Here is a 13,128-nt window from a genome sequence, read left to right as displayed (position 1 = left end):
TTGGGGGCCTGATCAGGGCCCCCAACACTCTTTCAGAGGGGCAGCACGACCGCGGTGGGGCCGCCCGCCACGCAGGTCACCGTCATCCGGTAGCGATCCAGCGTGCCCTCGAAGACGACCGACGTGGTGAGCGCCGGACCGGCCTCGACCTCCACCGCGGCGTAGCCCGGGCTCGGCTGCCACGAGGTCAGCTCGGCCATGCCCTGGTCGCACGTCGCATAGGCGTAGCCGCCCGGCGAGCCGACCCGCGTACCCGCCGTCCCGGCCGGACCGCCGCCCGAGGGGCTCACCGACGCCGGTGATCGCCCCGAACTGGCGCGTGCGGCCGGCGCGCGGTCCGCGCTGACCGAGACGGACGGCCCGCGCCCGGTGATCGGCGGCCGCATCGCCCGTCCCGCGGCGGCTTTCGGGGTAACGGCGGTTCCGTTTCGCGTGGCGGGCGCCCGGATGCGATTGCTCACGCTGGGCGCCGCCGTGGCGGTCACCGCCGGCTGCGGGGTCAGACCGTCGATATTGGACGGTCCGCTCAGCGCCGTGCCGAACAGCGTCGCGATGGTCACCGCGAGGACGGCCCCGCCCAGCAGGATCCGCCTTCGCCTGGCCAACTTCCGATCGGGTACGCGACGAGCCCCGCCCGCGCCCGCACGATCCTCCCCCCGCCTCGCGGGGACGTTCCGTCCGGCCGCCCCGATCACGGTCTCGGCCGGCGACCTCCCACCCACGACGGCGCCCGTTCCCCGGACCGGGCCCGCCTCGACGACCAGCCCAGCACCCGACACCGCCCGGCCGCCCGACCCAGCACCCGCACCCGACCCAGCACCCGCACCCGGCCCAGCACCCGCACCCGGCCCAGCGACCGACCCGACGCGGGCGACCAGCCCAGCACGCGCATCTGGCCCTGCCTCGGCTGCCGCGCCGGCGCCGATGCGGGCAGCCACGGTTCCGCCGGCCGATTCCGGGGTCGGCGCCCGCTTCCGCCCCTCGGTCGCGGCACCCGATCGGCCACGGCTGGCCGGTTCCGAGATGACGCTCGATCGGCCACCGCTGACCGGCTCTGGCGTGGCACCCGACCGTGCGCCGCTGACCGGCTCCGGCGTGGCACCCGACCGTGCGCCGCTGACCGGCTCCGGCGTGGCACCCGATCGGGCACCGCTGACCGGCGCCGGGATGGCATTCGGTTGGGCGCCGCCCGGGTCGGCGGGCGCATCGCGCGGCGGGCGCGCACGCACCGAGGTATCGGCGTCGAGACTGTCGGCCTGGCCGTCCGCCGGGGCGGGGATGTGCGGAAGCGGACCACGTACCACATCGGGATGCGCGGCCTCGGCCGCGTCCGCCAGCGTTTCCGACACCTCGGTCGCGCTCGGCCGGGCGTCGGGATCCTTGCGCAGGCAGCGGTCGATCAGATCGGCCACCGCAGGCGGCACGCCGGGCAGGGCCGGCAGGGGTGTCGGATCCTGATAGACGTGCGCGCTCAGCATCTGCGCGGTGTTCTCCACCGACCAGGGCGACACTCCGGCCAGCAGGCGGTAGAGCAGCACGCCGAGCGCGTAGACGTCCGACGCCGGCACGACCAGGTCGCCGATCAGGCGCTCGGGGGCCAGGTAGCCGGGGGTGCCGACCAGCATCTCCTCCGGCGAGGCCGGGCCGACCGCGGCCGCGATCCCGAAGTCGACGACCTTGGCGCCGGCCGGGGTGACCATGATGTTGGCCATCTTGATGTCGCGGTGCACCAGTCCGTGCGCGTGTGCGGCCGCCAATGCTGCCGCCACCTCGCCGCAGATCCGGAAGACCGTGCGCGGCGGCAACTTGCCCGCCATCACCCGCTCCTGCAGGGTCGGGCCGTTGACCAACTCCATCACCACGTACGGCGTGCCCGAGTCGGCCGTCTCGCCGTAGTCGTGGACCTGGGCGATGTTCGGATGGGACAGGGTCGCGGCGGCCCGCGCCTCGTCCCGGATGCTGGCACGGGACCGCGGATCTCCGGCAAATCGTCCGGCGAGCAGCTTGATCGCGACTGGTCGCCCGAGCACCTCGTCGCGGGCACGCCACACCACCGCCATGCCGCCGCTGCCGAGCTCGTCGAGCAATTTGTAGCGGCCGCCGAGCGTCTGCCGAACCTCCACCGTGGCAGTGTGCCCGTCCGGCGGGAAAATCGCACATCCGGACCACTCGAATGACATTCACATTTCAAATTCCGACATGATCGAATAACGCTTTTCCGCGGCCACTGACAACAGGTCGAGAGCATGGAAACGCCGATGGCAGAACCGCACGGTGCACGATCAGCAGCTCGCACGGCTCGAGTGTCTCGACAACCTCGCACGGCCGCGGATCGCCGCTCCCCCGGCGTCACCGCCGGATCTTCGTGACCGGAGCGATCAGATCGCCCATCAGGGGGACGGCGGCCAGCAGCGCCCGGCCGGCACCCGCCCCGACAACGCCCGGCTGACACCCGCCCCGGCAGCGCCCGGCCCGCCCCGACAACGCCCGGCTGACACCCGCCCCGACAACGCCCGGCTGACACCCGCCCCGGCAGCGCCCGGCCCGCCCCGACAACGCCCGGCTGACACCCGCCCCGGCAGCGCCCGGCCCGCCGCGGCAGCGCCCGGCTGACACCCGCCCCGGCAGCGCCCGGCCGGCACCGGCCCCGGCAGCGCCCGGCCGGGACCCGCCGCGGCAGCGCCCAGCCGGCACGCGCGGCCCGGCCACACGTCGGGTCCGGCGCGACCGCTGCTACTTCTTGGGGTGCTTCATCCACCATTCGGTGAATTGCCGGGCCTGGCCGAGGTTATCGAGCCGCAGCACCCACAGGTTGCTGAACGTCTTTTTCGGATAGGTCGTTGTCGCCTCGATGATCGCCAGCTCGTCGGTGACGATCAATGGGTGCCACTCGAAGGTCGTGGTGCCGGGCTTGTCGGCATTCTTGATCCATTGCTCGACAATGGTGTCCCGGCCCAGCCAGGGCTTTGCGAACGGCTCGGTGAAATACGCGCCGTCCTCCGCGAAAAGGTCACCGATGTCACGGGGATCATTCGACTCCCATGCCTTCCGATAGTTCTCGATCCACGCCGTCACCGCGTCGAGACTGGTCATCGTGCGCCTCCCCAGGGGTGGTCAGGGCCTTCCATATTCCTCGTACGCGAGGCGGTTGAACTCTTGCAGTGCGCCACTCCACAGCAGATCGCCGACCTGACTGAGCACGATCGCGATCAGCCCGGCACCGGGGTCGTTGAACCAGGTCGTGCCGTAGCCCCCGGACCAGCCATACCGCCCGGGCGGGGACACCTCGTCGTCGACGACCGTGACCGCCAGGCCATAGCCCCAGCCGCTGCCGCCGAGAAGGACGCCGCCGTCGGCGATCTGGGCCGGGGTCAGGTGATTGCGCGTCATCGAGGCGACGGACGCGGCCGAGAGCAACCGGGTGCCGCCGTGCACCCCGCCGTTGAGCAGCATGCGGGCGAAGGCCAAATAGTCGTCGGCGGTGGAGACCAGCCCGGCCGACCCGGACGGGAAGGCGGGCGGCCGGCTCCAGACCTCTGGGCCGGACACGGTCTGCTCGGTCATCTCGCCGGTGGCCGGGTCGGTCATATAAGTCGCCGGCAGCTCGGCCGCCCGCTCGGCCGGCAGCCAGAACCCGGTCTGACTCATGCCCAGCGGCGCGAACACCCGGTCATGCAGGATCTCGGGCAGCGGCCGGTCGTCGGCCCGGGCGAGCAGCACGCCGAGCAGCAGCGTGCCGGTGTTGTAAAGCCAGGTCTCGCCGGGCTGGCGGATCAGCGGGAGCGAGCCGAACCGCCGGACCCACTCGTCGGGGCCGTGCGGCGTGCGCGGATCGGGCCGGCCCAGCACCAGCCCGAGCTCGTCGGCGGCCTCGACGATCGGACAGGGCGGGTCGATGCCGTCCGGTGTGACGATGTGGCCATAACCCATGGTGAAGGTGAGCAGGTCTTCCACGGTGATCGGGCGGACCGCCGGGACGGTGTCGTCGAGCGCGGCGTCGGGCGCGCGCAGCACCCGCCGGCCGGCCAGCTCGGGCAGCAGCTTGGCCACCGGCTCCTCGAGGTCGAGCCGATCATCCTCGGCGAGCATGAGCGCGGCGACGGCCAGCACCGGCTTGGTCATCGAGGTGATCCGGAACGGGGTGTCGCGCCGCATCGGGACGTCGCCCCCGAACCGGGTCACGCCCACGGTGTGGACCGTGACGTCGTCGTCGCGGGCGAGCAGAGCGACCACGCCGGGGAACTCGCCCCGCCCGACCCGGGCGGCGATGGCATCGCGCAGTGGAGAACTCATGCGGACAGCCTGCCAGCACCCACCGACATTTTCCGGTTCTGTCGGAGGGCATCGCTAGGGTCCTGGCCATGGAACAGAACCTGGCCATGGAACAGAACTGGCGCCACCTCCCGTCCCCGGCGCGGCCGATCGCGGCCGCGGCCTGCGTCGCCGTCGAGGCGGCCCAGCGCCGCGACGAGCAGGCTCTGGCCGCCGCGGCCGACGACCTCGCCGCGCTCGACCCGGCGCGGACCGGCCTCGTCCTGGGCACGCTCGTGCGCGTCCTGCTGGAAGACTCGCATCCCGCCGGGCTCGACGGCGAGGCCGTGCGCGCCGTGCTCGAGCGCGGCGTCCGGTCGGCTGCCGTGTGGCAGCCCGAGGTCGACCCGCACGTGATGCTGTTCCTGGTGGCCGGCGCACTCGGCGTGACCGACGAGGACGACGACACACCCCCGCCGAAACCCGACGTGCTGGCCCGGCACGCCGCCCTGCTGACCGCCGACCTGCTCGGCCCGCGCCCGGTGCCGCTGTTCCTCGAGGCCACCTTCGTCGAGATCGAGCGCACGCAGCTCAACGACTGACGCCGCCCGGCACCGCCCGGTGCTGCCGCCGCCGGGAGACTGCGGGCGCGCCGCCGCCCGGGACACTAAGTGGGAGCCCGCGGGTAGACGGCAAGGAAGCCCGCCGCCCGGGACACGGCGCGCGAGCACGCTGCTCGGGACACGACGCGCGAGCAGGCCGCCCGGGGGCACGACGCGGGGAGCCACCGCCCGGGGGCACGACGCGGGAGCCCACCGCCCGGGACACGACGCTCGAGCCCGCCACCCGAGGTACGACGCGGGAGCCCGCTGCCCGGGACACGGCGCAGGAGCCCGCCGCGGGACACCACGTGTAGGCTGCCGCCGGGCACTGTCCAGATTGTCCTGGTCGTCGTGGGATCGGCCGGTGCGGCCCTGGGGAGAAGCCGCCGCAAAGCGGTTGCTCTCGGTAAATCTCCGACGGCCGCGCGCCCGAAAATCCGGCCGATGATTTTCGGTCTGCCGATGCCCACGAACGATCGCCGGGGCAGCTCGTCGCGAAGTTCGGCAGGCCGCACCGCACGAGGTCGCGGGCGCACCGCAGGGAGGCGTCCGCGGGGACACGCACGAGAGCCGGCCGCGAGCCGACCCTCGTCGTGAACGACCGATCAGGAGGGGCGCAGGCCCACCGACGTACGCGCCTGGGGCGGCTCGGCGCAACCCAGCAGGCCGACGAGCCCGGAGACCCACAGCTGGCGGTAGACCGTCGGGCTGGGGTGGCTGACCACCAGTTTGATCCCGCTGGCGGCAGCGGTGTGGAAACAAGCGACGAGTATGCCGATGCCGATGCTGTCGATCAACATAACCCGTTGCAGGTCGAGGCAGATCTTGCCCGGCGTGCTGCTCGTGAGGACGTCGTTGACGGCGTCCCGCATCACGTGGGCGTTGTCCAAGTCGATCTCTCCGCTGGGCGCGATCTCGACGGTGCCATCGGCCAACTGGCGGGTAGTGATCGGCAGATACACGGCTGCCCTCTTCCTGGCGTCGAGCAAGGCCGACGCCGAACCTACCGCGTGGAGGTCACATCCGCCGGTCGTGTGGCCTGGCTGGACGTGGGACGCCTCGCCCAGGCGCCACTCTCCCACCGCGCTCCTACAACAATCCGCTGGACTGCAAGTTACGCCACGTAGGCGCGGAAAGCCAGAGTAGTTCATATGGCCTGAATGTGCTGGAACGGTCAGCGGGCTGCCACGACATTGACGTGCCTGGCGTCCCGTGCGAATACTCACGGTATGCGATGGAGTCCGCTGCGGTATGGGTGACACCTTCCCGCCGTTCGGCCCGACGTACTCCGAAGTGCCCGACATCGCTCGCTTCAGCAGTGTAGATATCGATCATGCCCGTTCGGTGCTGGATCGCTTCTATTACCCTGTGGCCATCGGCACGCCGGAGGGCGCGGACGGCTTCGGCCTGGGGATGGAAGTGATCCAACTCGGACCACTCACCGTCGGGCAGGTCAGTTTCTCCGGCACGGTCAGCCTGGACGTCGCCGAGTTGGATGCCTACCACGTGAGCATGCCCACCGGCCGCATGCAGGCCCGGCATGCCGGGCACGAGGTGGTTGCCGGTCCCTCGACCGGCGTTGTCTTCGGTCCGGGGAACCCGGTCCACGTGGTGCACGCCAACTCCGCCACGCTCGCCGTGAAGATCAAGCGAGGAGCGCTCGAGCGGGAGCTGGCCGGCCTGCTGGGCCGCTCGGTCGCCGGGCCGATCGAGCTACCGCCGGTCGTCGACCTCTCGATCGGCCCCGGTCACTCGTGGGCCCGGCTGGTGCGGCTGCTGCGCGACGAGCTGGCACACCGGGGGAGCCTGATCCACCAGCCGCTGATCGCCGAGCAGCTGCGCAGCAGCGTGCTCAGCGGCCTGCTGCTGAGCATCCCGCACCGGTACCTCGCCGAGCTGACCGGTCCGGCCACCGCGGGGCCGCCGCGGGCCATCCGGCGGGTGGTGGACGCGGTGCACGACGAACCGGAGCGGCCGTTCTCGGTGAGCGATCTGGCGACGATCGGCGGGATGAGCGTCCGGTCGCTCCAGGAGGGATTCCGCCGGCATCTGGCGTGTACGCCGATGGCGTACCTCCAGCAGGTGCGGCTGTTGCAGGCGCGCGAAACACTGCGCCAGGCCGACCCACGCGGGAGCACGGTGGCCGCGGTCGCGCACCGGTGGGGCTTCGCGCACCTGGGCCGGTTCGCGTCCGCCTACCGCGAGCGCTTCGGCGAGGCCCCGTCGGACACCCTGCGCCGCACAAACTGAGGGACAGCCGGACGCCGGACGGGCCGCACAAACTGAGGGACAGCCGACATCCGTGTCACCCGAACGGGTGTCACTCCCCCGGGTCGTAGCGGCGCGGCTGGGGCACCCCGTTGGTCCGCCGCACGCCGGCGGACGCCCCGAACAGGTGACCGCGCTCGGGCGTCCACTCGCGCCACGGCCCGAGCCGGCGGGGCACCGCGACCACTTCGCCGTCCCCGGCGCCGCGCTGCTCGCGCAGATAGGTCACCACCCGTTCGCAGGCCTGACCGGCGTCCTCGGCGAGGCCCAGCAGCAGCTGACGGGCCCTCTCCACGGCCGGATCGCTCGGGTCGAGGCCGGGCAGATCACCGGCCGGCCGGCGCAGCAGGGCGGCCAGGACGGCCAGCGACTGCATCACGTCACATGCGTCCTGTTCCGCGTCGGACAGACTCGTCACGCATCTCTCCCTCACCCACACGACCGGGCGAATCGAACCCGACCGACCCCCCGGTTCCGCCGCCCTCACACGCGCCGAGCGAAAATGTATTCGGACAGCTACTCAGCGTCCATCCGTAACGCGCAAGTCCTGTCCAGTTAGCGCTCAGTTTGACCGGTCGACTCCACGATCGTCCGGTTCCGTGCCATGGTCAGCGTGGGCGTGGCGGGGTAATACGGGTATGACGGCAACCACGGAGGATGATCATGAGTGACGAGTTGCGGCCACCGCTGGAGGAGTCCGAGGAGGTGGCGGACGCGATCGGCGACGACGTGGCCGTCGACGCCTTCATCACCGAGGGCGGCCCGGGCCGGGACGGTCCCGAGTTCCTGGCGCCCGGCCAGGAGCCACGCTGGCGCACCGGAGCCGACCAGCCGTGGGATCCGGAGGATGTGGCGGTCGCGGAGGGCCGTGACCCGACGCCGGAGAACATCGAGCGCGCCCGCCGGGAGCTCGAGCGGGACGGCGCGGCGGTGATCGAGCGCATAGTTCCCTAGGATTCGGCCGGAGCGCCGAAGTCGCCGCCCACCTCGGAACCGGTCGGCACGTACTCGAGGAGGCTCAGGAGCCGACCGCGACCGTACGACCGGTGTCGATCGCCTCCTGGCAGGCCGCCAGGACGGCGGTCACGGCCGCGCCGAACCGTACGTCGATGTCCGGCTTCGGGCCGCCCCCGGCGGCGGCGATCAGCTGCGAGATGGCAAGGCCGAGCGCGTGGCCGGGTCGCCATTCCGTGTCGGGGAGCCGGCGCAGCCCCGCCTCCCCGGCGAAGATGACCTCTTGGCGTACCTGATCGGCGGCGGCGTCGACGCTCAGGGTGAGCGTGCTGATCGCGCCGCCCTCGTGGCGCAGCAGCGCGTGGGTCATGTCGTGCGGTCCGGCCATCGCGGTCACCGCGGTGACCGGACCGAGCACCGGGAGCAGCAGCGCGAGCGCGTGCGGCCCGACATCCCACAGGCCACCCCTCTGCTGCCGCCAGGGCGACTCGCCGAACGGGCTGCCGGTCGTGAAGATCGAGCCGAGGTGGTCGACGCGCGCCTCCCGCCAGCCGCCGAGCGCGCGGGCCTCGGCGAGGAAGTCGGCGGTGACCGGCTCCAGCCTCCGGGTGAAGAACACCGCCGAGGCGAGGTTCCGCTCGTCGACCGCCGCGGCGATCTCGTCGGCCTCGGCCGGGGTGAACGCCACCGGCTTGTCGAGCAGCAGGTGCCGGCCCGCCCGCGCGGCCCGCAGGGCGATCGGGGCCTGCACATCCGGCGGGAGGGCGATCGCCACCGCGTCGACGTCCCCGATGAGATCTTCGAGGTTCGCGTACGCCCGGACGCCGTGCTCCGCCGCGAGAGTGCCCGCCTTGTCGGGATCGCGGCCCCAAACCCCCACGAACTCGACGTCCGGGTGATCGGCCAGCGCCGGCGCGTGCGCCAGCTGAGCCCAGGGTCCCGTGCCGAACAGTCCGAAGCGCATGATCCGCAAGCTATCCGGCCGCAGGCCGCCGGGCAAACCGGGATCAGTACGCTGTGCCGCGTGAACGGTCCCCTGTCGGTCGCGACGATCGTCGTCTCCCTCGTGCTGGCGGCATGGTTCCTGCTGCGTGCCGCGCTCAACCGCGCACCCGGCCGCGCCGAGCTGATCGCCATCGGCGTCCTCGGCGTCCTGGTCGCGGTGCTCGTCGTGGTGGCGGTCATCGGCCTCTTCGACGGCTCCCGCCCGTCCGACACGGCCACCTTCTGCGGTTATCTGATCACCACGATCGCGTTCGCCCCGGTCGCCCTCTACCTGGCGAAGATGGAGCCGACCCGCTGGGGCAACCTGATTCTCGGCGTCGCCTGCCTGGTGCTGCCGGTCCTAGTGCTACGCCTCGAGCAGATTGCGTCGGTGACCGTTGCCTGACTCACCCACCCCCCAGCGCACCCGGCCGGCCGATTCCGCGCTCAACACCGGCTTCGGGCGAGTGCTGCTTTTCGTGTACGCGCTGGGCGCGCTCTCGGCCAGTGCCCGCGGCCTGGTCCAGGTCTTCACGCACTTCTCCGAGGCGCCCCTGGCGTACCTCCTGTCGGCCTTCGCCGGCCTGGTCTACCTGGTCGCCACGGTCGGCCTGGCGATCGGCGGCGAGCGCGGCCGGCGCATCGCCCTGGTCAGCTGCAGCATCGAGCTGGTCGGGGTGCTGGTCGTCGGCACGCTGAGCATCGCCGACGCGGTGGCCTTCCCGGACGACACGGTCTGGTCCCGGTACGGCAGCGGCTACGGCTACGTCCCGCTGATCCTGCCGTTCCTCGGCCTCTGGTGGATCTGGCGGCACCGCCCCCGCCCGGAAAAGGATGCCGACGAGACGTAGTCAGGCTTGCGCGACAGGTAGAGCATCGGTCGGGACAGTTCTGCTGAAAGGAGCCGGACCGATGAACAGAGCCGGCGAGCGTGTGCTCGCCGTGGTGACTGCCGCGCTGCTCGGCGTGGACGCGTTCGTCCACCTGCACTATGCCCACAGCTATGACCAGTTCAAGTCCTCGACGATGAGCGAAGGCACACTATTCCGGATCCAGGGCGTCGTGGCCATTGTGGTCGGCGTCCTGCTCCTGATCTGGCCGGGCGTGCTCACCTGGCTTCTCTCGCTGCTGGTCGCGGGCAGCGCGGTGGTGGCGGTGACCCTTTACACGTACGTGGACGTGGGCAAGCTCGGCCCGCTGCCCGACCTTTACGAGCACACCTGGAGCCCGCCCGGCAAGGTCCTCTCAGCGGTCGCCGAGCTGGTCGCCGTCGTGCTCTCCATCATCGGCTTGACGCTGGCCCTACGCCGGCGCCGCGTCCGAGCCGCCGCCTACTGAGAACGACGAGGCCGGCCGGTCAGGTGCTGGACTCGATCGCGTGGGGGACGAAGTTGGACTGGTTGTTCGTGACCAGGCCGTCGATGCCCACGCCCTCGCGGATGCCCAGGCCGGCCGGTTCGCCGTCGATCAGCCAGGCGCCCAGGACCGGATGGACGGTGCCCTCCAGGCCGTCGAAGGAGGGGAGCTCGCACAACTGCTGGACGACGTAGAGCCCGTCCGCGCCGTACTCGGAAGGGTTGTCGTTGATGGTCTCGCCCTCGCGCACGAGGGTGACCGAGCCGCCCTCCCGGCCCCACACCGGCTTTTTCGCGTAACTCCGCAATGTCGAGGCGCCGGAAGACCCCGCGAAGTAGGACGGCAGCAGGAGGCGGGACCGCTCGGGGTCGTCGCCGAAGAGCTTCCACAGCACCGGGAGCAGGGCCTTGTTGCCCAGCAGGGCCGCCTTGTACGGCGGCTCGATCCAGACCGTGCCGTGCTTCGCCGGGTCGGCCATGTTGCGGAAGAAGGCCTTGCCGCCCTCCTCGTGCCAGAACCATTCCCAGGGGTACAGCATGAAGATGATGTCGATCGGCTCGGCCTTGTGCTCCTTGCCGGGCTCGGGGACGAACACCACCCGGTCGCCGGCGACATCCCAGCCGATCTGGCTCATCGCGATCAGCTCGACCGGATAGCCGGCCTCCTCGGCGGTCGACATCAGGTACGCGACGTTCATCCGGTCCTCGCCGGACGTCTCGCTCGTCTCGTACGCGAAAAAGATCTTCGGTTTGGACGGGAGCCAGGTGCGGGCCTCGCGCAGTTTGTCGATGTTGCGGCGCCAGGCGCCGGGGTTGGCCGGCTCGCCGTCGGCCGCCTCCCAGCCGACCAGGCGGTCGTGGATCGAGTTCCACTGACGCCACGGGTGCTGGGTGACGCCGGTCTGGTCGACCCAGTGCCACTGGATGACCGCGCTCTCCACCAGCGAGGTGGGCGTCTGCGCGTTGAACTCGAGCAGCTTGGGCGTGCTGCCGGCGCCGTTGTACCAGAGGTCGAAGCGGCCGTAGACGCTCGGCGAGTAGTCCGGCGTCTGCATCGGCAGCCGCATGTCGGGGTCTTTGTCGTAGTGCGTCCAGGTCTCGGCGTCGCCGTCGAACCAGGTGCGGATGATCTGCTCGTGCGCGAACTCGGGGATGCCGATCTTCGCGAGGAAGCAGCTCGCCGGGGTGCAGACCGACGCGAAGTAGCCCTGCCGGCGGCCCTCGACGGTGTGCCGCGGGCACTGCCTGACCATCCAGTCGCCGGCCTCGAGGCACATCGCGAACAGCGTCGCGGTGGCCGACTCGAGCTCCTCGACCTCGGCCGCCGTGAAGTCGTAGTACGGCCCCTCCTGCCAGTACGAGACCATCGTCCCGTCCGGCAGCTGGGTGTCGTTGTAGGTCAGCCCGAGGCTGTAGTTGGTGAGCTTCCAGCCGTCGCGAACCGGACCGTACGGAACTCGACGCACGTCAGCTGCCGCCGGACCGGTGGCTGCCGGACGAATGGCTGCCGCTGCCGCCCTTGCCCACCACGCTGGTCTTGACCGTGCCGTTGCCGATCCGCCCGGTGGTGGGCAGCCCGAAGGAGGACCGCGCCGCCCTGTCGTTGTACGCGAACCGGGCGCCCCCGGCCGGCAGCAGGCTGCCGACCGCGAGGCCGCGGCCGTACGACGGCGAGTGGTAGATGTAGTACGGGTGGCCGCCCGAGTAGTAGCGGTTGTCGTCGCAGAAGTCCTCGTCGACGATCCTGCCGTTCTCGTCGGCGCAGTAGAAGCCCTCGTCGCGGTACCGGTTGCCGCTGTCGCAGGCCGCCACGCCGCCCGCCGCCAGCATGAGGAAGCTGCTGGTCAGCGTGACGCTGCGGGAGGTCATGCGTCGGTTCATCATTTCGTTGTAGCGCCCTTCAGCAACCGGCAACCTGCTAGTCGCGCGGGCCGCCCGCCACGTAGATGACCTGGCCGGAGACGAACCCGGCGCCCTCGCTGACGAGGAAGGATACGGTGTTCGCGACGTCTTCGGGACGGCCCGCGCGACCGACGGGAATCTGACTGACCGCCGCCTTGGAGAAATCGGCGAAATCCATCCCGACCCGGGCGGCGGTGGCGGCGGTCATGTCGGTGACGATGAAGCCGGGGGCGACCGCGTTCGCGGTGATGCCGAAGCGGCCCAGCTCGATCGCGAGGGTCTTGGTGAAGCCCTGCATGCCGGCCTTGGCGGCCGAGTAGTTGGCCTGACCGCGATTGCCCAGCGCCGAGGTGCTGGAGAGGCTGACGATCCGGCCCCAGCCCGCGTCGACCATGTGCTTCTGCACCGCGCGGCTGAACAGGAACGCGCCGCGCAGGTGGACGGCCATGACCGTCTCCCAGTCGTCCTCGGTCATCTTGAACAGCAGGTTGTCGCGCAGCACGCCGGCGTTGTTGACCAGCACGGTGGGCGCGCCGAGCTCGGCGACCACCCGCTCGACGGCGGCGGTGACCTGGGCCGAGTCGGAGACGTCGGCGCCGACGGCGAGCGCGGTGCCGCCGGCGTCGTGGATCGCCGTGACGGTGCTGGCGCAGGCGCCCTCGTCCAGGTCCACCACGGCGACGGCCATGCCGTCGGCGGCGAGCTTGCGGGCGGTGGCTTCACCGATGCCGCGGGCGGCTCCGGTCACGATGGCTACGCGGCTGGGTGCGGACTGCGACATTGCGGCCTCCGGGAAGTGATCTCAGCACCGA

Annotated in this window: 15 protein-coding genes; 6 read left to right on the top strand and 9 right to left on the bottom strand. The window is 71.4% G+C overall.

The window, feature by feature from the left end; translation table 11 throughout:
* Nucleotides 1-32: 32 nt before the first annotated feature.
* The 3 genes from ODJ79_RS12535 to ODJ79_RS12525 form a co-directional block, all read right to left on the bottom strand.
* Nucleotides 33-2,123 (bottom strand): serine/threonine protein kinase, encoded by a 2,091-nt coding sequence (locus tag ODJ79_RS12535; RefSeq protein ID WP_263023558.1) that lies wholly within the window; start codon nucleotides 2,121-2,123, stop codon nucleotides 33-35.
* A 610-nt stretch (nucleotides 2,124-2,733) separates the two neighbouring features.
* Nucleotides 2,734-3,093 carry a nuclear transport factor 2 family protein gene (locus ODJ79_RS12530; protein ID WP_263023557.1) on the bottom strand — a complete coding sequence of 120 codons (360 nt, stop codon included), beginning with the start codon at nucleotides 3,091-3,093 and terminating at the stop codon, nucleotides 2,734-2,736.
* A 21-nt stretch (nucleotides 3,094-3,114) separates the two neighbouring features.
* On the bottom strand, nucleotides 3,115-4,293 hold the full coding sequence (locus ODJ79_RS12525; protein ID WP_263023556.1) for a serine hydrolase domain-containing protein: 1,179 nt from the start codon (nucleotides 4,291-4,293) through the stop codon (nucleotides 3,115-3,117).
* Between the two features lie 68 nt (nucleotides 4,294-4,361).
* Here ODJ79_RS12525 and ODJ79_RS12520 point away from each other — a divergent pair, with 68 nt between their 5' ends.
* Nucleotides 4,362-4,853 carry a hypothetical protein gene (locus ODJ79_RS12520; RefSeq protein ID WP_411267306.1) on the top strand — a complete coding sequence of 164 codons (492 nt, stop codon included), beginning with the start codon at nucleotides 4,362-4,364 and terminating at the stop codon, nucleotides 4,851-4,853.
* A 605-nt stretch (nucleotides 4,854-5,458) separates the two neighbouring features.
* Here the strand turns inward: ODJ79_RS12520 and ODJ79_RS12515 are convergent.
* On the bottom strand, nucleotides 5,459-5,815 hold the full coding sequence (locus tag ODJ79_RS12515; RefSeq protein WP_263023555.1) for an STAS domain-containing protein: 357 nt from the start codon (nucleotides 5,813-5,815) through the stop codon (nucleotides 5,459-5,461).
* Between the two features lie 289 nt (nucleotides 5,816-6,104).
* Between ODJ79_RS12515 and ODJ79_RS12510 the strand changes: the two genes are divergently transcribed.
* Nucleotides 6,105-7,103, top strand: a complete 999-nt coding sequence (locus ODJ79_RS12510; RefSeq protein ID WP_263023554.1) for an AraC family transcriptional regulator — start codon at nucleotides 6,105-6,107, stop codon at nucleotides 7,101-7,103.
* A gap of 70 nt (nucleotides 7,104-7,173) precedes the next feature.
* On the opposite strand, the gene ODJ79_RS12505 is transcribed toward ODJ79_RS12510, so the two are convergent.
* Nucleotides 7,174-7,539, bottom strand: a complete 366-nt coding sequence (locus ODJ79_RS12505) for a hypothetical protein (RefSeq protein ID WP_263023553.1) — start codon at nucleotides 7,537-7,539, stop codon at nucleotides 7,174-7,176.
* Nucleotides 7,540-7,778: 239 nt separating this feature from the next.
* Here ODJ79_RS12505 and ODJ79_RS12500 point away from each other — a divergent pair, with 239 nt between their 5' ends.
* Nucleotides 7,779-8,075: a hypothetical protein gene (locus tag ODJ79_RS12500; RefSeq protein ID WP_411267305.1), complete on the top strand. Its 297-nt coding sequence runs from the start codon at nucleotides 7,779-7,781 to the stop codon at nucleotides 8,073-8,075.
* Between the two features lie 64 nt (nucleotides 8,076-8,139).
* On the opposite strand, the gene ODJ79_RS12495 is transcribed toward ODJ79_RS12500, so the two are convergent.
* Nucleotides 8,140-9,039, bottom strand: a complete 900-nt coding sequence (locus ODJ79_RS12495) for a Gfo/Idh/MocA family protein (RefSeq protein WP_263023551.1) — start codon at nucleotides 9,037-9,039, stop codon at nucleotides 8,140-8,142.
* Between the two features lie 60 nt (nucleotides 9,040-9,099).
* Here ODJ79_RS12495 and ODJ79_RS12490 point away from each other — a divergent pair, with 60 nt between their 5' ends.
* The 3 genes from ODJ79_RS12490 to ODJ79_RS12480 all read left to right on the top strand — a co-directional run bounded on the left by ODJ79_RS12490 (nucleotide 9,100) and on the right by ODJ79_RS12480 (nucleotide 10,397).
* A complete protein-coding gene (locus ODJ79_RS12490; protein WP_263023550.1) occupies nucleotides 9,100-9,465 on the top strand; it encodes a hypothetical protein in 366 nt (121 codons plus the stop codon).
* Nucleotides 9,458-9,910, top strand: a complete 453-nt coding sequence (locus tag ODJ79_RS12485; protein WP_263023549.1) for a hypothetical protein — start codon at nucleotides 9,458-9,460, stop codon at nucleotides 9,908-9,910. Before ODJ79_RS12490 ends, ODJ79_RS12485 begins: the two co-directional genes overlap by 8 nt.
* Before the next feature lie 61 nt (nucleotides 9,911-9,971).
* The gene (locus tag ODJ79_RS12480; protein WP_263023548.1) at nucleotides 9,972-10,397 is read left to right on the top strand and encodes a hypothetical protein; all 426 of its coding nucleotides are present in this window, start codon (nucleotides 9,972-9,974) and stop codon (nucleotides 10,395-10,397) included.
* Nucleotides 10,398-10,416: 19 nt separating this feature from the next.
* On the opposite strand, the gene ODJ79_RS12475 is transcribed toward ODJ79_RS12480, so the two are convergent.
* From ODJ79_RS12475 to fabG, 3 genes are read right to left on the bottom strand one after another with little or no spacing between them, the layout of a single operon-like run.
* Nucleotides 10,417-11,880, bottom strand: coding sequence for a glutathionylspermidine synthase family protein (locus ODJ79_RS12475; RefSeq protein WP_263023547.1), 1,464 nt, complete (start codon nucleotides 11,878-11,880; stop codon nucleotides 10,417-10,419).
* 1 nt (nucleotide 11,881) lies between these two features.
* Nucleotides 11,882-12,295, bottom strand: a complete 414-nt coding sequence (locus ODJ79_RS12470) for a hypothetical protein (protein WP_263023546.1) — start codon at nucleotides 12,293-12,295, stop codon at nucleotides 11,882-11,884.
* Between the two features lie 37 nt (nucleotides 12,296-12,332).
* Entirely contained in the window at nucleotides 12,333-13,097 is a 765-nt protein-coding gene (fabG, locus tag ODJ79_RS12465) for a 3-oxoacyl-ACP reductase FabG (protein WP_263023545.1), read from the bottom strand.
* Nucleotides 13,098-13,128: the final 31 nt, after the last annotated feature.

The sequence above is a fragment of the Actinoplanes sp. KI2 genome (genome assembly GCF_025630775.1).
Classification (GTDB): domain Bacteria; phylum Actinomycetota; class Actinomycetes; order Mycobacteriales; family Micromonosporaceae; genus Actinoplanes.
Note: the sequence above shows the minus strand (reverse complement) of the source record. Positions and strands in the feature narration are given on the sequence as shown.

Bases quoted from the DNA above. Each gene is read 5' to 3' on its own strand.
- ODJ79_RS12530 (WP_263023557.1), bottom strand. From the start codon at position 3,093: ATGACCAGTCTCGACGCGGTGACGGCGTGGATCGAGAACTATCGGAAG.
- ODJ79_RS12525 (WP_263023556.1), bottom strand. From the start codon at position 4,293: ATGAGTTCTCCACTGCGCGATGCCATCGCCGCCCGGGTCGGGCGGGGC.
- ODJ79_RS12520 (WP_411267306.1), top strand. From the start codon at position 4,362: ATGGAACAGAACCTGGCCATGGAACAGAACTGGCGCCACCTCCCGTCC.
- ODJ79_RS12510 (WP_263023554.1), top strand. From the start codon at position 6,105: ATGGGTGACACCTTCCCGCCGTTCGGCCCGACGTACTCCGAAGTGCCC.
- ODJ79_RS12500 (WP_411267305.1), top strand. From the start codon at position 7,779: ATGATCATGAGTGACGAGTTGCGGCCACCGCTGGAGGAGTCCGAGGAG.
- ODJ79_RS12495 (WP_263023551.1), bottom strand. From the start codon at position 9,039: ATGCGCTTCGGACTGTTCGGCACGGGACCCTGGGCTCAGCTGGCGCAC.
- ODJ79_RS12480 (WP_263023548.1), top strand. From the start codon at position 9,972: ATGAACAGAGCCGGCGAGCGTGTGCTCGCCGTGGTGACTGCCGCGCTG.
- ODJ79_RS12470 (WP_263023546.1), bottom strand. From the start codon at position 12,295: ATGAACCGACGCATGACCTCCCGCAGCGTCACGCTGACCAGCAGCTTC.
- fabG (WP_263023545.1), bottom strand. From the start codon at position 13,097: ATGTCGCAGTCCGCACCCAGCCGCGTAGCCATCGTGACCGGAGCCGCC.